This window comes from Streptomyces sp. SUK 48, from assembly GCF_009650765.1.
Classification (GTDB): domain Bacteria; phylum Actinomycetota; class Actinomycetes; order Streptomycetales; family Streptomycetaceae; genus Streptomyces.
This window is the reverse complement of sequence record NZ_CP045740.1, coordinates 8,323,349-8,341,671: the sequence shown is the minus strand read 5'-3', so window position 1 is coordinate 8,341,671 and position 18,323 is coordinate 8,323,349. Positions and strand designations below refer to the sequence as shown.

Genomic DNA, 18,323 nt, shown 5'->3' with positions numbered 1-18,323 from the left:
GCCCCCGCGAGCAGCACAGCCGGCTCGAAGCCGCCCGGTCCTCACCGACGCCCACCGCCCCCGCACAGGCCCACCACCCGCACCCCAACCCCCGCCACGTCCCGCATCCTCCCCACGGCCACCCAGCCCGACGCCCACAACTCACGCCCCTTCAAGCCGTTGCCCGCCACCTCACCATCGGCGCTCCGGTCCGACACCGCGCCGAACCGGGGCTGTGCGCCCGGGCCGGACACGCGGAGGCATAGCTGGCGCGCAGGCGGCTCAGCATCATCCTGACCAGCCCCGACAGCGAGCTCGGGCCCTTGACGGCCCGCGGAACCGCCGTCCACCGCCACCACCACGCGCCATCTGACCCCAGCGGGCCAGCTCACCGACGCACGGGACGCTGAGGCCGGAGCGCGGTGAAAGAGAGGTCCGTCAGGTCGGCAAGGCACGCGACATCCGCCTGATGTCCTGATCCTCACCCCCATGCCTCCCGGTCCACGTGCTGCCGGTGAGCACGTGAGTCTCGCCCCTGGTCACTAAGGTGCGGCGCATGCAATCGCTGATCACCGCCATCCACGAACACATCGACGCCTCCTGCTACCTGGCATGGCCTGGCGACCTCGAACTCGACCGGGGAGAACACGACGAGGAGGTCCACCTCGCGTCGGGCGCGGCGCTGGAGGGCTTCGCGCGTGATGGAACCGGAGCAGGTACTTCTTCTGCGGGGACAGCGGAGAGGAACGCCCGGTCCTGTACGTGGATTCCGAAGGGGGCGCAACTCTGGTCGCGGTCGGCCTGCCGGAACTCCTGCGGCTCCTCCTGGTCGCACCCTGGTGGCGCGACTGCCGAGCGTTCACCGCGGAGGAGAGCGCCGAGCTGGCTGCCGAGTACCTGGAGGGCATGCCCGACCTGCCAGCGCAGCAGCGCCGGGCGGTCGCCGCCCTTGGCATCGACCGTCCCACCGAGGCCGACGTCCTGGCCCGCCTGTACGAGGTCGCGACCGAGGCAGGCAAGGACTTCATCCTCATCCACACGCCGCAGGACGAGCCCTACGACCCGCTGATCAAGGGCTGCGCGGCACCGCCGCCGTCACACTCCAGCACGACTGCTCATAGACGGCACTAAAGGCCAAGAGCAGCCGCACGCCGAACCCGGCCAGCTGGCCCCAGAGCACGGCCGCCGCTGACGGTACTCGAAGCTCCCGCTCGGCCCACTTGGCGAAGCACGGACCATCGGTCATACCGATACGTCTGTTTCGGCATGGATACGGCCGTCGCACTGCTCATCTTGCCTCGCTCATGACCGACAACGGACAACGCTTACTGCACCAAGTCGTTGCGCGTCCGCCTGATCTTGTTGATCAGGCGGAGAGCCTCCTCGGTCGGCGCGCCAACGCCGGCCTCACCATGAGCAGCAGCTTCACGGCCGGAAGGGAACAGGGCCACCGGCGAGACGTACTCGACCACAGCCCGGTACGTGACGGCGTCGATGCTGCCCTCGAGCACCGCCAGCCGCAGGGCGAGCAGTTCCCCTCCCTCATGACACCCAGCCCAGCCGGCACAGACACGCCGGACAACGCTGCCAGCATCGGTTTGATGGCACTGGAACAACCTCGTCGGCTGGTCGGGAGTGTCCGCGTCGTAACGCCGCAGCTTCGCGTACTCCTCAGCGGTCCAGATGCCCGCAGGTACATCACGCCGATAGGGACAACTGTCACAGGGGCGCTGTGCAGGAGCGCGAAGCGACGAGGACATGCAGCAAGTATGGCCGAGGCCACGATTGGAGATCCATCCCCTACCTCGCGTCCGTCCGAAGAACACGCCCGCAGATCGCGACGGCCGCCGCCACGTCCTGACGAGCAGCACCGCGCACGTGGAACCGCTCTTCGCCCGCGAGCGCAGCGGCGGTTACAGAATGCGGGCCGGCCCCAGGCGGCGCACCACAGGTACGGCGAGACAAAAGGCCCGCGAGGTGTCTCTGGCGGACCGGAGGCGAGGACTGCGACGGGACATCGCGGCGCAGCGGGACACGCGCGGCCCGGCAGACCGCAGGCGGCACCCGGTACGGCCGGCGAGGGCTCACGCCTCGTAGACGTAACGCAGGACGACCATACGGCGCACTCCCGTCTCCAGCATCGCCTGCGCCCTGTGCTGGCCGTTGACGTAGCCGCCCTGGCTGCCGGGCTGGATCGCATCACCCACGCTGAACCAGGTGGCCAGGGCCTCGGCCTGCCACTCGGTGACGCCGGCCGCGACCGCCCGGTCGGTCGCGAAATCCTTCATGCCGTCGCCGTCCACACCCTGCGCGCGAGCACACCGCAGGACCGCGAGTGCCAGCGCGCTGACCGCGTGCCAGTCACCGCCGTGGTACCAGCAGCACGAACGGGCGCTGCGGCGCGGCATGACCTGGCGGAGCCAGCGCCGCCACCCAGGCACCCCGGCCGGCATGCAGACGGGCTGCCGGAACGGGCGGGGCCGGCCGAGGCGGACCACCGCGAACTCCTCAAACACCAGACGGGGTTCGGGCTCGGCGACCCGTCGCACGTAACCGGCGTCGGCGGTCAGCATCGGCCTCGGCGCCGACCAGGTCCCGCAACTCCTCGCGCGTGAGCGGCGCCCAGCGCGGGCGGTAACCCTCCGCGGCGGCGAACACCACCCGCCGAAAGCAGGTCTCCTGCCGCGGCCCTTCCGGCCACGAGTGCCGCTCCACCCACACCGGCGGCACCTCCTCGTCCGGGCAGTGCCGCTCCCACACCGCGCCCGCGAACCTCTCCACGGCGTTCGTCAGGCTCATACCCTCCTCGCCGGCGATCTGCGTCGCCACCGCGACCGGGCGCGTTCCCGCCGCGGTGAACAACTGCAGCCGAAACGTGCCTTCCGGAGGAGACTGTAAATCGTTCGGTGTAACTCCCGATCATGGAAGATGCATCGAGACCAGTGAAAACGTGTCCGAGCCCGAGACCGCCGAGCCCACGAAGGCTGCGTCGACGAAGGCCGCGGACGACCAGTTGATCGAGGAGCTGGTGGGACGGACCCGGGCCGAGGGGCTGCAGCTGACCGGCGAGGGCGGGCTGCTGCAGCAGCTGACCAAGCGCCTGCTGGAGTCCGCCTTGGAGGGTGAGATCACCGACCACCTCGGCTATGACAAGCACGACCCGGCAGGCAAGAACGGTGGCAACTCCCGCAACGGCATACGCTCCAGGACGGTATTGACCGACGTCGGTCCGGTGGAGATATCCGTGCCTCACGACCGCGAAGGCTCCTTCGAGCCGCAGATCGTCAAGAAGCGGCAGAAGCGCCTGACCGGCGTAGACGAGACGGTCATCTCGCTGGCCGCGAAGGTGACCACGGGGGAGGTGCAGGCCCACCTGGCTGAGGTCTATGGCGCCGAGGTCTCCCGCCAGACCATCTCCACCATCACCGACAAGGTGCTGGAGGGCATGGTCGAGTGGCAGAACCGGCCGCTCGACGCGGTCTATCCGGTCGTCTTCATCGACTCCATCCACGTGAAAATCCGCGACTGTGCGGTGGCCAACCGGCCGATCTACGTGGCCCTGGCTGTCACCACCGAGGGCCGGCAGGAGATCCTGGGGCTGTGGGCCGGCGACGGCGGCGAGGGCGCCAAGCACTGGCTGCACATCCTCACCGAGATCAAGAACCGCGGCGTCAGCGATGTCCTCATGCTCGTCTGCGACGGGCTGAAGGGCCTGCCCGACGCGGTGGAGACCGACTGGCCCCGGACGGTCGTGCAGACCTGCGTGGTGCATCTGCTGCGGAACTCTTTCCGCTATGCCGCCCGCCAGGACTGGGACAAGATCGCCAAGCTCCTCAAGCCCATCTACACAGCGCCGACCGATGAGGCCGCCCTGGACCGATTCGCCGAGTTCGCCGACGCCTGGGCCGGAAGTATCCGGCGATCGTGAAGCTGTGGGAGAACGCCTGGGAGGAGTTCACTCCCTTCCTACGATTCGACACCGAAATCCGCCGCATCGTCTGCACGACGAACGCGATCGAGTCGGTGAACGCGCGGATCCGCCGGGCGGTCAAGGCCCGCGGTCACTTCCCCAATGAGCAAGCCGCCCTGAAGTGTGTCTACACGGCAATCCGGCAAGGGACAAGCCCGCTGGACCATGCGCTGGAAGACCGCACTAAACGCCTTCGACGGCCGCCTGTCGGCAGCACGCCAGTAACCCCAACTCCCCAGAGAGACCGCTCGTTTGACAGACCCCGAGGCGGGTGCTGGTGACGGCTACATAGGCCAAGTGAGTCTCAGCGTCGTCGACGGGCTCGGGTGGCATCGCGGTGTCGGTGCGCTCGTCATGAGCGTCGTTTTCGGGGCGAGTAAAGTCGTCGGCGATAAGCAGACGGTGCCATACGCGTCCCCCTTGGCCTTGTGGGCGGTGGAGACGGCGACCTGGGTGCGCCGCTCGGAGGCGAGGTGGGCGACGGCGACGAGGATGGCGTCGGTGCCATGGGGTGTCGACAAGATTGACCAGGGGCTACAGGTCGCGGCCGACCGGATCCTCGACTCGCCTTCCTCGACGTGCCCCGGGATACAACATGCGGAGGGCGATGGGGATGTAGGCGGCAAAGGCCCGCCCGGCCTTTGCCGAGCTTCATCCTCCTCATCGCTGCCGGTCAGCCCGCTGACATCCTCGAGCGTGGATACAGCCAGCGCGAGCGGCGAAAGGGCGGCCTACTTCAAAGAATAGGCCGCCACTCCGAATCAACGGATTAAGTCGATCCCCCCGGAATGCGGAAGACTATCTTCGAAATCGCATGCCGCGACAGCCCGAAAAGGAGCCTTCCACAGAGCATCCAAGCACCTACCGACAGCGTCCATGAATTCTGCTGCACTACTCCCTGAAGGCTGCGTGCACTCAAGGACGGATGGCCAGCAGACGAAATCGGAGCTGCGCGCCGAGTCGATCTCGTAGTCGTTGTGTGCGACGTACAGATCAAGTGCTGAAGTTTCGATCTTTCCGTACGCCTCAGCACCACCTCCGAGACTTTGCATGACGCAATGAAAGATCGCTTCTCGGTTTTCCGAGTCGACGTAGATTGAGCAATCCAGGCTCGCATCAGAAAGGCCGTCATTTAATGCCGATGAACGGTCCATTGTCGAAAGCTCCTCCCATCTTGATGATCGACACGTCAACGTGGCCCACCGCGTCGCCCAGAATGTCCTGGATCTGACCGCGCAACCCGCTGAGCTTTGGCACCGAGTCCCCCGCTGTGATCTTACCGGTCTCGACCGCCCAATCCCTGGTACGCGCCCTGGCAGAATCAGGCTTCACGTTCGACCAGCGCTTGGCGACCATGGCGTCGAACGTCTCCGGTGTCACACGCACGGCGATGTCCAGGTCGGATGCTCCTGTTGTGTTGCCTGTCACGCGACTCCCTTGAACCACGACATTCGCTTCGAGATCGAGGCCCTTGCGGAACACATTTCCAATGTTCGAGAACTGCGATCTGGTCACACCTTCTGGAAGACGAACCAGCTGATTCCAGCGAGTTCCTGGCCTCATACCGAATAGCCCCAGGGATCCGCCAGTCATTCCTGTCATGATACCAAATTTGTAAAGCGAGTTGCGGGCACTGCAGACCCACTTAGGATCGCCTGAAGGGCACGGCAGATCTTCGATTTCATCTGTACCTGCCGACTGGGGAACGGTTGCACAACTGCTGGCCATCGCCCAGATACACACGCCGTTCGGCGTCTCATAGATGTAGTGCGGACGGACCTCGCCGAGTTGCGGCACTTCAGCGAATACGATCACGTTTCCGGAACTGTTCGTGGAAGCCGTGCCGCCCCGGCGACTGCTTCCTCCGCCCACTCGCCCGTCTCCATATTCACGCCCGTGCTTCTTTTCCCACTCCTCAACGGATTTCGTGCCGCCGCAGACCCCGTCCTGCATGCATACGGCTTCACCCGTAGGGTCGCTGGAGGTGACCGGGGTGTTGTTGGCGTAGGTGTAGCCGTTGAGTGACTGGTGCTGGTCCAGGGTCAGGAGTGGGTCGACGCTGAGGAACTGGCCGATGGCGGGGTCGTATTCGCGGGCGCCCACATGTGTGAGTCCCGTGGCGTCGTCGACCGTCTTACCGAGGAACCCCTTGTCGTCGGGCCAGGCAGTCGGTTTGGTGCTCCTCGGGGCGCCGAAGGGGGTGCTGTAGCGCTTGGTGACCGCATATGACCCCGAGTCGAGGGTGATGCTGGAGGTGCCGTGCTGGTCGGCGGCCAAGAAGCTGAGCTTGGTGCCCGAGACGCCGGACGTTGCGGTGCGGACTGCGATGGTCTGTCCGTCGGCGGTGTAGGAACGCGTGCCGGAGACGATCTTCGAAGTGCCCTTGGTGGTGAGGTGCAACTCCGTGCCGGCGCCCAGGTACAAGACGGTTTCGCCGTCCGTCTTGGCCCGGCGGATCAGCAGCTCGCCGCCCGCATCGTAGAGGTAGCTTGTCTCCTTCGTGCCCTCGGTGAGCTTGGCCAGGTTGTCCTCGCTGTTCCACACGAGGTTCTGCTGGGCCGTCGGGCCGGGGCGGGAGGTGGTGTTGCCGCTGCTGTCGTAGGAGTAGGTGGCGGCGCGGGTGCCCGTGGTCTTGTCGAGCGTGTGAGGCTTGTTGTCCGTGGTGGCGTCGTAGGTGTAGGCCGTGGACTTGTCGCCCGACGTGGTGTGCTGCGTCTCGGTCTTGCGCTGGCCGGCGTTGTTGTATGTGTACGACGTCCAGTACGGCGCCGCCCCGTCGAGGTTTGCCATCGTCCGGCCGGAGGCGGAGCAGTCGGCCGCCTTCGGGGTCCATGCCTCACTCAGGCGGCGGTTGCCGTCGTAGGCGAAGCATTGGTAGTCGGCCTTGGCCGTGCCTGCCTGGGTGGCGGCGTCGAAGATGGAAGTGACGTTGCCGGCGTCGTCCTGGGTGAACTTGAGCTCCTGCGGCATGTAGCTGTGGACGTCATCGGTGACGTAGGAGCGGGTGAGGCGGCGGGTGCCCTCCTCGTAGTCCCAGCCGAGGTATGCCTTCTTCGCCGAGGCCGAGCCGTCCATGCCAAGGGTGAGCTGGCGCAGGTCGCCCTGCGGGGAGAAGGCGGCGCCCTGGAGGTAGCCGGTGGTGCCCTTGGCGGTCAGTTGATGGCCGGTGGCGTCGTAGGTGTAGGACACCGTCTCGGCGGCCAGACCACCTGCGGCAGGAGCTGAGTACTGACTGATGGAGCCGTCGAGGTTGTAGCCGGTGGTGAAGGTCAGCTTGTTGGGAACGTAGCCGCCGGTGACCAGAGGGTCTGTATCCGGAAGGTTCAGCTGGCTGCCGGTCGGGTGATACATCGCGTCGAAGGACGTGACCTTCTCGGTGTACGCCTTGCCGCTCACGCCGCCGTCGTAACGGGTGGCAGTGTCCTGCTGCCCCTTGGCCACGTTGTCGAAGCTCCAGGCCGCGAGCTTGTTGGCGTCGGTCTTGTCGGTCTGCCACATTCCCGTCTTGCGGCCGAGCAGGTCGTAGTCGTAGAGGAGCTTTTTCGAGTCGTCCTTGTTCGGGGTGGTGCTGACGACCTGGTCGAGGTCGTTGTACTCCGTCGTGGTCGTGCCCTTATCGGGGTCAGATGCTGTGACCTGGCGGCCGAAGAGGTCGTAGGTGTACGCCCATTCGGTCTGGTCGGGGCCGGTGACCTTCTTCTGCTGGCCGGCTGGGGTGTAGGTGAAGTCGGTTGTCGTGAAGTCCGTGCCGGTGGCGGTGGGCCCCGCGTACTCGCGGCGTTGGGTGGTCTGGCCGAGTGCGTCGGTGACCACGGCGGTCGCCTGTCCGCCGGTCGGGGCGCTGGTGCTGACGGTGTCGCCCGAGTAGGCGGTATTGGTCGTCCAGCGGGTGACGCCGTGGATTTTCGTCTCCGCCTTTTCCGGCCGGGCGGCGCCGTCGTAGGTGGTGTCGGTCTGGATGGGCGCCTGGCCCCCGGAGATCTCCACGGCCTTCGAGCTGGGCGGTGAGGTGCTGTCCCAGATGTCGGACTGCTGGCTGACCGCGAGGCCGCGGGCGTCGTAGAGCGTCAGGGTGATGAGTCGGCCGCCCTGTGGCGTCGGCGCCTGTGTCTGGCGCGAGCGCAGGAGGGAGTCGTAGAGCTCGTAGGTGGTGTTGTAGCCGGAACCGTCGTTCTTCAGGGTGCCGGTCGACACCCACGACATGGTCGATTCGTCGCTTGTGACGTGGTAGTCGTAGACGTAGTTGGGGGTTTTGCCGAGGAGTTTGGAACGGTTGGGCAACCAGAGTTTGACGATGCGGCCGAGGCTGTCGTATTCGCTCTCGGTGACCTTGTTGTTGGGGTCGGTGACCTTCAGCGCCGCGCCGGTGGCGAAGTCCAGGACGGTGGTTGTCTTGTTGAGTTTGGCGTCCAGGATGACGGTCGACGTCAACGGGCCCGCGCTCTCGGGGACGTAGGTGGTCGACGACACCGGCGTATCGTGGGCGTCTGTGACGACCTTGGGGCGTCCGAGAGTGTCGTATGTCGTCGTGGCCGCCTTCTGCCACAGGGGGCTGTCGTCGCTGGCGTATCCCTTGGCGCGTCCCGTCCAGGTGGGATCGCCCTTGGTGGGCTTCTGCGACGGCGACCAGGCAGTGGCCGAGGTGTCGTCGTAGACCGTGGCGGTATCGGAGACGACGTCGCCGGCGCGCTTGGAGTCGGCGGGCAGATCGAGTGCGGAGTCCGCGACCGTGCAGGACGCGGCGACCGTGCGGGTGCGGGAGACGAGGGAGTTGATGCCCTTGGCGTCGTTGCGGGCGTACCAGGTGCGGGTGCACTTCTCGTCACCGGTGGTGGCGTCGTCGCCCTGGTTGTCGACGGTCTCGGTCATGCCGTAGTCGTCGTAGGTGGTCTTCACCGTGTTCACCCGGTCGAACGGGGTGAGTTTGCTGGTGATGTTCGTGCGTGTGTGGGTGGCGGCGGTGCGGACGTAGTACGCCTCGGTGTCCGCGTAGGACTTGTGCTGGGTTGCTGTCCGCTTCGACCAGGGGTCGTTGACGGTGCCGCCGACTTCGGCGTCGCCGTTGTAGGTGACGGTCTCGCGGGTGAAGCCGGCGTACTGGTCGGAGTCGGTGATCTCGGCGGCCTTGATGCCGGTGACCGTCGCGGTTTTGCGTTTGTTGTCGTCCGGGGTTTTGCCGTCCGAGCCGAGTACTCGGTCACCGTTCATGCCGCGCAGGTAGACCGTGGTCTCTTTGCTCTGCGTGTGTCCGGAGATACCGGTGAGGTGGGTGACCTGCTGGTAGCCGCGCCAGATGGACCAGGTGCGTTCCTTGGCGGGGGTCAGCGGGTCTTCGTCGTAGTGCCAGGCGCCGCCGCCCGTGTACTGGTAGGTGTGCTGTACGGCTTCCGAGCCGCCCTGGGGGTCGGTGGTGGACACGGCCTGGACCGGGTACTTCTGGAACCAGTCGAGGATCGGGGTCTTCTCGCCGTTGGGTGACCAGTACACCGGGTAGCAGCGCCTGGTGTTCTCGTCCACCTTGGGTTTGCTGCCTCCTGCTGTGCAGTCGGCGTCCGTGTAGGTGACGATGGTCTGCGCGCCGGTCTCGGAGGTGACCGTCTTCAGGCGGGGCCTGTTCAGCGGCAGGATGTCGTCGCTGGCGCCGTCGACCCGGTTCGGCATCATCACGTGGTTGAGCTTGACCGGGTCCAGGGAGAGATCGGTGCCGCGTTTGCCGGTGTGCTTGATCTCGTCCAGCCACAGGGACTGGTCGGTGGAGTCGCCGGTGTCACCGGGGTCGAGGTACAGCTGCTTGAGGGACCATGTGTCCACCGCTTCGAAGGCGGGGGTGGCAGCTGCCGCGTTCCATGCGTACGTGGTGATCGCCGTCATGCGTTTGCGGGTGAAGAAGGCAGGGCTGACGTTGCCGGTGCACTTGTCGCCGTCCTTGCAGACTGCGTCGAACGGCACGTCCGGCCAGTTGTCGCGGGTGTCCTTGGTCAGTGAGTCGCAGCCGTTGCCCGAGGCGAGGCAGCGCTCGTCGTAGGTGAAGACCACCTTGTCCGAGGCGGCCGGGGAGGCGGAGAACAGGGTGCCTGCGTGCTGGCCGTAGCGGATCTCCTTGAGGTAGCCGCCGCGGATGTAGTCGGTGCCGGTGTTGTCGTCGCCGAGCATGTCGTAGTTGTTGTGCTCGGCGGTGTACCAGTAGGTCATGGCGTTGCCGTGGGTGTCCTCCGCGTAGTCGAGGTTCCACCGCCATGCCTGTGTCTTGTGCTGGCCGGAGAAGGAGTCGCCGCTGCTGTAGCCGGGCTCGCCTTCGTCGTCGCCGAAGACGGGGACCGTCCACACCGACTGGGTGCGGTCGTCCGAGCCGGCGCCGTCGAGCTTGTTCAGGCCGAACACGTACTTGGTGCCGTCGCCGGTGATGACGGTCCAGTACTCGCCGTCGTCGTCGCCGTTGTCGGCTCCGGTGGAGTGGATGACGGTGGAGGCGTCGTCGTCCGCGAGCCGCCACTTTCCGCTGGTGTCGTCCTTGACCAGTTCGGTGGCCCTGCCGTTGAGGACGAGGGAGGCGTTGTCGTACTTCCAGCACAGGTCGTACTTGCCGTCCTGGCCGTCGTCGTCGCAGGAGCCGTACTTACGCTCGACATAGGAGGAGGTGAGGTCGAAACCGGTGCCGATCTGGCTGCCCTGGTTGTTGGTGTTCGCTGTCTGGCCGTCGATGCTGCCTGAGTCGTAGGAGATCGTCAGGTCAGGCTGGGGGCCGGCGGCGGCCGAGGGAACGCGCAGAGGGTAGGACCAGGTGAACGAGCCGGAGGAGCCGCCTGCTTCCCATGTGGAGGAGGCGGACAGCGGCGTGGCCTTGTAGTCGCCGGCGCCGGACTTGGTGCCCGCTGCGACGGCCACCAGCGTGGACCGGCGACCGGAGGCGAGTGTGACCGGTGCGGAAATGCTCTCCTTGGAGCGGTGGTTGACGGAGTCGAGGGCCACGCGCTTGTGGCACTTCGCGGCTTCCGGTTCCTTCGCGGTGCAGTCAGTCAGGCGTGTCAGTTGCAGCCGGCCGGCCCAGTCACCGCCGTAGGCTGCGGCGAAGGCCGCGTAGCCGATGCCGAGACGGATCTTCCCGCCGGCCTGGGGGCCGGTGAGTTTGAGGACGACGCCCTTGACGCCGAGTGTGGCGGCGGTCTTCTGGTCGAGGACCTCGACCGTGACGGACTTGGCCGTCGTACCCTCGCCCGGAGCGGTCACCGTCACGGGCAGGGAGCCGGGAGTGGCCTTGGCGGTGCCTGTGTGCGGGACGGTGAGGGAGGCTTTGCCGGCCTTCGGCCAGGTGATCTTGCGCTGCTGGTCGTGCCGGGCGCGGGCGGCCGCCGTCCGGTCGGCGTCGGCGGCCTTGCGCACCGTGGCGGCGGCGGTCTTGTTCACCTTGGCCGTGAACGGGCTGACCTTGGTGGCCTGTGGTGGCTTGAGGTTCGGACGTCCCAGCGGGCCGGTGTCCGCTGCGAGGGCGACGGGTGTGAGGAGGCCGGGCAAAAGCGCCAGGCCCGTGGTCGCCGCGATGCGGCGAGTCCAGCGGGATCTGCCTCTGCTACTCCTGCGGCCTGGTGTCTGCCTGGGTATGCCAAAGGTTTTCAAGGCGGTTCTTCCTACGCGGCGCCAGGCTGTGTCGTGCCGGGCGCATGCCGTTGAGGAGGAGATGGAAGGTGAGCGGGGGTGTCCGGGCACACCGGTGCCGGGCGGCCCGCTCCAAGAGCGGGCCGCTTGGCGGGTGAACCGGTGTGCGTCAGGCGCTGTCGGGGGTGGCCAGTACCTGCGAGCGGATCTGATCGGCGCTCAGTGCCCCGGTCCACACGCGCAGTGACTCCAGGGAGCCTGGCAGGTAGTAGCCGGTGGATCCGCCGGCCGTTCCCCGGCCTGCGGACAGCGCGCCGCTGCCCTGCTGTGCTGCGGAGAACCCGGAGTTGTCCTCGCCGGGCTGCTCGATGCCACCTACGTACAGGTGCAGTCGGCCCATCCGGTTCTCGGTCCTGGACGAGTCCGCGGGGTCGGTCCACTGCCACGGCTCCTGCGCGTCGAACACGCCGGTGACGTCCACTCCGGTGTCCACTTCGGCGAGGTCGCCGGCTGCCACCTCGGCGCTCTGGGAGACCTTGCCGTCCGAGCCGACGGCGGTGCGGGTGAACTTCCACTGGTAGGTGCCGTCTGCGGGCTTGACCACCCACAGCGCCCACGAGGACTCACCACCGGCTGCCTGCCCCGCCACTTGGGCCTGGTATCCGACCGGTTTGGCCGCCAGTTTGTCGGCATCCAGCCTTACGTGGGCGGAGATGGTGAACGAGCTGGCCTCGTCGGTCACCGGGCCGGCCGCTGATGCGTAGCCCGAGGTTCCGTCCAAGACGAGGGCGTTGTTGTCCTCGTCCAGTACCGCGCCGGCCGACGACAGTGCCAGCGCCGGTGCGGGGTAGGGGGTGAGTTCCTTGACCTGTGTGCCGGTGGAGGAGGTGGCGTCCCAGTCCGCCACGAGTTCGTTGGCCGCCACACCGTCCTGGGTGAGTTCGGCTTCCTGGGCGATCTGCTCGGGCTGAGGGCGTACTGCCACACCGAGACCTCGTCCAGGCGGCCGCGGAAGTTGTCGACCCACGTGCCGCCGTTCAGGGAACGGCCGAACTGGAGGCCGGCAGGGGACGTCCACGGCTGGTACGCGGTGGACAGGTCGTTGAGCACCACCGGCTTGCCCTGCGGGCGGCCGTTGACGAACAGCTGGATGGTGTCGTTCGTCTTGTCGGTGTCACCGTTGGCATTGAAGACGGCTGCCAGGTGTGTCCACACGTTCAGCGGCGGTGGCCCGGTGTCGGCGATCGAGCGGAGGAAGACCGGGTTGTCCTTGACGTCGGCGGCAGTGCGGTTGAAGACCCACTTCTTGTAGGTCGACGAGTAGTACAGGGTGAAGGCCGAGGCGTTCGTGCCCGGTGCCGACAGCACCACGCGGTTCTGCGAGGCGTCGGTCAGGTAGACCCACGCCGAGACGGTGAAGGAGTCTTTGGTGTTCACCGCGGGTGCCGCGGTTGCCGCGTAGCCGTCGCGCGTGTTGTCGGTGCTGCTGTCGTTGAGGTAGAGCGAGTAGTCGGACTCTCCGCGGCGTCCGAGGGTCGACCAGCCAGTGTGTGAGGTGTAGAGCGTGGCGTCGTGCCGGGTGCCCTCTGTGGCGCTGTCCTTGGCCACTGTCACACCGGAGTTCGGGGCCGCGTCGTCGAAGTGCCAGCGGCCGACGGCTCCGGGGGCCGGGGCCACCTTGAAGGTGAACTCCGCGGGTGTGCCCCACCGGTTGTGGACGTCCTTCGCCCGTACGGAGAGCACTTGCGTCCCGGACAGTGGTGGTGTCACGTCCTTGACGTCGGCTTTGAGTCCGCCGGTGACCTGACGGGCCGGCGTGGACAGCAGTTTCCACTCGTAGGCGGTGACATCGGTCTTGCCGCTTGTGATGTCGGCGGTGTTGGGCTGGAAGGTGAAGGAGCCCGGCACACCCGGTCCTCCCATTCCGGCGCAGGCGTCGACGCCGCATTCGGTGTAGGGGGAACCTGCCGCGATTCGGGGGGCCTTGGGCGCGGACGAGTCGATCTTGAAGTAGCACCAGGAGCTGTAGGGCGACCACAGGTCTCCGCTCTTGCCGCTGTACGACCAGTGTGACTGGGTGCGTGCCTTGTACCGGTACAGGCCCCCGTCGGCGCGGTCGCCGGTGCGCATTTTCTCCAGTGTCTCGTCCGGGTGCCAGCCCGTGTCGGGCATGTGCCCGGTCCACACCTGGTGCCAGGCGGCGTCGTCGCCGCGCTCGACCGCGTACTCGGCCTGGAGTGAGCCCTCCTCATCGCCCTTGTGTGCTTCGACCTGGGTCTGGACACGGGCCTGGACCATCGGGTCCTTACGGGTGACGATCAACGGGTCGGAGGAGGACTTGTTGCAGTAGGCGGTCTTGCCGTCGCCGGGGATGAGGCCGACGTCCGTGGGTGTGCCAGGCTTGTAGGCGAAGGTGACCTGCAGTTCTGCGCTGTCGTCGAAGCGCTTCCAGGCCCGCGGGTCGTCTTCGTCGTGGGCCTTGAGCATGAGGGTCAGCCGGCTGATCTTGCCGTCGGCGAAGGAACGTGCGGTGCTCGTGAGGTTCTCGTTCGATTCGTCCGGGTTGTCGTGGAACTCGATCCAGGCATCCGACTGATCGGGGCTGCACAGACTCCCGCGGCCGGCCGATACGTAGCGGTCGACCATCAGGTCCAGTTGTTTGGGGCCGGGCCACCGGGTGCCTTCGGAGATGTTGTCGGTGCGTTCCAGGTCCACCCAATGGGGGTCGCAGTTGAACGACCACGTCTCGTGGCCCGGAAGGTGGCATCCAGCACCTGCTTGCCGGCCAGCTTGGTGGGGGCGAACTCGAAGTACATGCGGTCGACGTAGCCGCCGCCGCAGTAGTAGCCGTCGGCGGTGCCGCACTTGCCGACGCCCTTGCTCCCGTCGAACATCCAGAACTTGTCGCCGTCCGAGGAGATCTTGGTGCGCTCGGAGACGCCCAGGCCGACCGAGGGGTCGATGTAGACGGGGTAGACGGTGTTCTTGCCGCGCAGCAGGTCCAGGTCCGGGTGCACAGCGACCGTGCCGTCATCAACCTTCACCGGCAGTACCGCGGTGGCATCCCCGTCCCCGGCTGTGAGGGATCGTCGTGCGCCTGGCCGTCTTCGGGTCCCCCGACATCACTGCGCATGAGCTGTGTCTGCGGGCCTGACGCACTGTCGCCGGCCGAATCCCACATCTGTCCGGCCGGTCCACGGAAGACGGCGTTGCCGTCCTCGTCGACGGCCCGCAGACCGCCACCGACGCCCGGGACCACGGAAAGTCCGTCTCCGGACGCGGTGAGTCTGACCTGTTCCAGCGCCGGGTTCTGCGCGGCCTGGGGCGTCTTGACGACGAGGACCTCGCGGTAGCTCTCGGCCGTGGCCGTCAGCTGGAGGTCCACCCCGTCGAAGACGTCGGCATAGGTGGCCGTGGCACCGTTCAGAGTCGGCTTGGGCAGATCGCCGGTCCAGCCAAGGGTGACCGATCGCCCGTCCTTGCCCAGACGGATCATGTCCGACCCGGAGCCGCCGCCGGAGAAGGACAGGTCAACCACCGCGCCCTTGGGCGCTATCCGGCCGTCCGCGACGCGCTCCAAGGCCGGATCGACCGCACCCCAGTCACCGTCCCGTTCCTTCACCCGCTGGGGCGTGGTGGACTGCGTCAGGGTGAACGAGCCGTCCGGGTTTGCCTTCGTCGTGGAGTACTCGGTGCGCTCTGCCGTCACCTCCACCGGTTCCCCTGACGTCGCGGCCCGTGCAGCGGCAGCGGTCTCGTCCACCGGACCTGAGCCTGGAGCGCTCGACATGGGAGAGGCAGTCGCAGCGGGCGACCCGGGCAGTACCGCAAGTACGAGCGACGCCACGGCGCCGCCGAGTAGGCAGGCGCGTGTTCTTCGCGCCCTCCGCACTGGCGTCAGGCCAGCCCGCCGAGACTCCACGAAATCCCCCTGTGTATGAATCTTGTAAAGGTCTCGGAAAGTAAACGGTGCGTGATCATATGTGGTCAACCAGGTGTGGCACTGATCACACAGGGGTTCATAGGGTGCGCAACTCAATTCAGCCATCGGGTTCTTGACCTCACGGCCGGTCCCCCTCGCACCGGCCACGCAGAGCCCAGCTCCCCGCCACTCCTGCCGCCCGCACGCAGGCCACAGCCGGACAGACCAAGCCGGCCCGCATCGCAGGCACCCGGGGGCCTCTGCTCAGCGGGCTTCTCGACCGTGTCGGCGTGGCCGTTCGCAAGCCCTCTCAGGCGCGGCAGACGCCTCCGGGAAACGACGGGGCGCCGGGATCGCGGAACATGACGACGGCGCGTGGTGCACACGCGCACGAACCACCGCTCCCCTTGCCGGACCTGCGGGCATGGACTCCCACGCCAACCCCATCCAGGCCCTGAAGGATGTGCCACCCGCAGGCCGGCCCGGCACCATCCCATGACCGCCGCCGCTTCGGACGGGGAACCCACGGAAGGGGGGCAGCCTCGACCTTGCCGACGGCCGTCACCGCGTTCACTGTGCGGGACAAGTGGGTGACGCCAGGGGCACCCTTCGAACGGAGGTGGGCGCGCACCGTCATAGCCGGTCGTGATGCGGTGCGGGCGAGGCGAGATTGACACCCGCCATCAAGAGCGCCATATTGATTATGCGAAATGGCGGTAAAGATGGTGGGCGGCGGGAGGCACCCTCTCACGAGGATGTCGGCCCAGAGCGGCAACCCCGACCGAACGTCCCGCCGGCCACCTTCACCAACTCGACTTGGCCGCCGGCGCGTGCGCACCGGTGATTAAGAGGAGCAGGCCCCACTATAGGGCCGCAGTCCCGACCGGAGAGTGCTATGCCCAAGGACCTGAATCCGCAGCGTCGCCTCGTCGGCGAACGTGCCGTGGTCAACCGCGACTGGATCCGCGCGTTCACCGGCGCCAGCGTCGGGTCCGCGGCCCGCTGGTACAAGATCCGGCTCGAGCAGCCGGAGAGGCACCGCCACCCGGAGAAGGAACGCATCGACGGGAGCGACTTCTACGACGAGCAGCAGTTCCGCGCCTTCTACACCTGGTTCCAGCAGGACAAAGCGAGCAAGGTCCTCAAGGCCGACCCCGAGCTCCACGCGCTCGGTTGCGAGACCGTCGTCTCCATCAACAAGGCCGCCCAGCTGCTGGGATTCAGCGGGCCCTCGGTGATCCGCAAGTACCTGAAGGACAACCCCGGGTACTTCCCGGGCCCCGTCGGCGAGGTCGAGGGGCCCACCGGCCGCCTCATCCCCGGTTTCCGCGCCGGCGATCTGCAGGACTTCGACAACAGGCGCACCGGGGACAAGCTAGGCAAGGCCGGCCGCCGCCCCGGGACCCAGGACAACTCCACGGTTGGACGCCCCTCTGCTCTCGAGGAAGCACTCGCGGCAGAACTGGACGTCTGCGCCGGAGGCGAGCCGCTCACGGCTACGCAACTCGCCGAGCGGTACGCCATCGAGGCGATCGACCGCAACGGCTACCACCCCGGACTGGTCGCGGAACTCAGCATGCAGCACGGCGGGCCGAAGTCATCCTGGGAGTATGCCGTCCGCAAGGCCCTCAAGCACCGCCCTCAGGCCGCACCGACCCGCTCTCAGGCCGACCAGCGGGCAGCCATCGCCCTCACAGCCCTGCGCGAGCGCGGCGATGTCCGGGGACTCGCCGCCTCCCTCGCCCGCGAACACGGAGGCAGCCCCGACGTCTGGTCACGCGCCGTGAAAGCGGCACGCGAGAGCACCGCCCCCACCACCTGAACCCCCGGCGCCGGAGGGCGAGTCCCGGATGCCCCGTTACTAGTGCCGCATCAGGCAACGTTCGCCCTCGCCTGCGAGAGCTCGCCTGGCCCACCCGTCGCAGTCAGTGCCGGTAGGCAGTGCGATGCTGACGCCAGCAACTCCGCTCACGGTGACTCATGGGGGGCCGATGCCTGCTGAACAATCAGGGTCTGACGTGTCCTCGGTCGGCTTCGACTCTGCCTGGTGTGCCACCGACCTGGGTGAATACCGGCCCTGCCGCTACACCTATGAGTACTACCCCTACAAGAGCCTGCCGCCCCTCGACTCCACCGATTTCACGGGCACCTTTCAACGGCTCGGTGGTACCGGAGAAACTGCTCCCCAGGCCGACTCGAAGCTGCACCGCTCGCTGGATGAGGTCTCGGTGACTTGCTGCTGGACTGATATCTCAGAGTCCCTGCCCAGTCCGGTGGAGCCTGGTGCCTTCCTCGTGCGATTCCTGCGGGATCAACAAGACTGCGTCATCTGGTACCTCTACCTCCGTCCTTCGGGTGAGGCGTTCGTGGTGCACTCCGATCTCGACTACGAATACGAGTACGAGGCACAGCGCAATGGGGAGCAGACGGAGACCAATCTCGACGATCCGCAGGAACAGAGGGCCGCAATCCTCTGGTGTTCGCCTTCGTTCGGGGAGTTCGCCCATCGGTTCTGGATCGAGAACCGTCTCTGGCATGCACTGAGCGGCAATGACCTGTCCGGGCTCGAGCCTCAGATGCGTGACTACTTGCGCCACTACGCACCGCCCGGGATACCCACATGACCTTGCATTAAACGAGATCATGTGCGGATGGCAGAGCGGGTACGGGTTCGCGAGATCGATGGCGACGAGGGGCAGTGCCTGCTGTGGATCATCCGTAGGGGCACCGGTTCATGGCCCGCAGCGACGGTATCCACGGCGGCCAGGGCGACGTCGATCACTGGCCCCGCCCGGCCCCGCCCGGTCCCGCACCACCGCAGCCGCAGCCCTCGCCCGCTCTCCCAGCCGGTGGCACGGT

10 protein-coding genes and 2 pseudogenes are annotated in these 18,323 nt (G+C 67.0%); 4 read left to right on the top strand and 8 right to left on the bottom strand.

Annotated elements, in window-relative coordinates; genetic code table 11:
- The first annotated feature begins 741 nt into the window (after positions 1 to 741).
- Positions 742 to 1,110 (top strand): hypothetical protein, encoded by a 369-nt coding sequence (locus tag GHR20_RS38045; protein ID WP_243878271.1) that lies wholly within the window; start codon positions 742 to 744, stop codon positions 1,108 to 1,110.
- Between the two features lie 194 nt (positions 1,111 to 1,304).
- On the opposite strand, the gene GHR20_RS36600 is transcribed toward GHR20_RS38045, so the two are convergent.
- Positions 1,305 to 1,739, bottom strand: a complete 435-nt coding sequence (locus GHR20_RS36600) for a DUF6283 family protein (RefSeq protein WP_153815742.1) — start codon at positions 1,737 to 1,739, stop codon at positions 1,305 to 1,307.
- Between the two features lie 324 nt (positions 1,740 to 2,063).
- Entirely contained in the window at positions 2,064 to 2,552 is a 489-nt protein-coding gene (locus tag GHR20_RS36595) for a hypothetical protein (protein WP_153815741.1), read from the bottom strand.
- Positions 2,553 to 2,992: 440 nt separating this feature from the next.
- Here GHR20_RS36595 and GHR20_RS36590 point away from each other — a divergent pair.
- A pseudogene (locus GHR20_RS36590) lies at positions 2,993 to 4,174 on the top strand (IS256 family transposase).
- On the opposite strand, the pseudogene GHR20_RS38040 reads toward GHR20_RS36590, so the two are convergent.
- The 6 genes and pseudogenes from GHR20_RS38040 to GHR20_RS38020 form a co-directional block, all read right to left on the bottom strand.
- Positions 4,133 to 4,507: pseudogene (locus GHR20_RS38040) on the bottom strand (hypothetical protein); the annotation flags it as partial. The pseudogenes GHR20_RS36590 and GHR20_RS38040 overlap by 42 nt on opposite strands.
- A gap of 570 nt (positions 4,508 to 5,077) precedes the next feature.
- Positions 5,078 to 11,563, bottom strand: coding sequence for an RHS repeat-associated core domain-containing protein (locus tag GHR20_RS36585; protein ID WP_194859088.1), 6,486 nt, complete (start codon positions 11,561 to 11,563; stop codon positions 5,078 to 5,080).
- Positions 11,564 to 11,711: 148 nt separating this feature from the next.
- On the bottom strand, positions 11,712 to 12,284 hold the full coding sequence (locus tag GHR20_RS38035; RefSeq protein ID WP_243878270.1) for a LamG-like jellyroll fold domain-containing protein: 573 nt from the start codon (positions 12,282 to 12,284) through the stop codon (positions 11,712 to 11,714).
- A complete protein-coding gene (locus GHR20_RS38030; RefSeq protein WP_243878269.1) occupies positions 12,281 to 14,257 on the bottom strand; it encodes a LamG-like jellyroll fold domain-containing protein in 1,977 nt (658 codons plus the stop codon). The genes GHR20_RS38035 and GHR20_RS38030 overlap by 4 nt, the downstream gene beginning before the upstream one ends.
- The gene (locus tag GHR20_RS38025; RefSeq protein WP_243878268.1) at positions 14,188 to 14,586 is read right to left on the bottom strand and encodes a hypothetical protein; all 399 of its coding nucleotides are present in this window, start codon (positions 14,584 to 14,586) and stop codon (positions 14,188 to 14,190) included. Before GHR20_RS38025 ends, GHR20_RS38030 begins: the two co-directional genes overlap by 70 nt.
- The gene (locus GHR20_RS38020) at positions 14,583 to 15,257 is read right to left on the bottom strand and encodes a hypothetical protein (RefSeq protein ID WP_243878267.1); all 675 of its coding nucleotides are present in this window, start codon (positions 15,255 to 15,257) and stop codon (positions 14,583 to 14,585) included. The genes GHR20_RS38025 and GHR20_RS38020 overlap by 4 nt, the downstream gene beginning before the upstream one ends.
- 1,102 nt (positions 15,258 to 16,359) lie before the next feature.
- Here GHR20_RS38020 and GHR20_RS36575 point away from each other — a divergent pair.
- Together GHR20_RS36575 and GHR20_RS36570 are read left to right on the top strand one after the other, a co-directional pair.
- A complete protein-coding gene (locus GHR20_RS36575; RefSeq protein WP_153815740.1) occupies positions 16,360 to 17,286 on the top strand; it encodes a hypothetical protein in 927 nt (308 codons plus the stop codon).
- Positions 17,287 to 17,455: 169 nt separating this feature from the next.
- Complete coding sequence (locus tag GHR20_RS36570; RefSeq protein WP_153815739.1) at positions 17,456 to 18,088, top strand: hypothetical protein; 633 nt, start codon at positions 17,456 to 17,458, stop codon at positions 18,086 to 18,088.
- Positions 18,089 to 18,323: the final 235 nt, after the last annotated feature.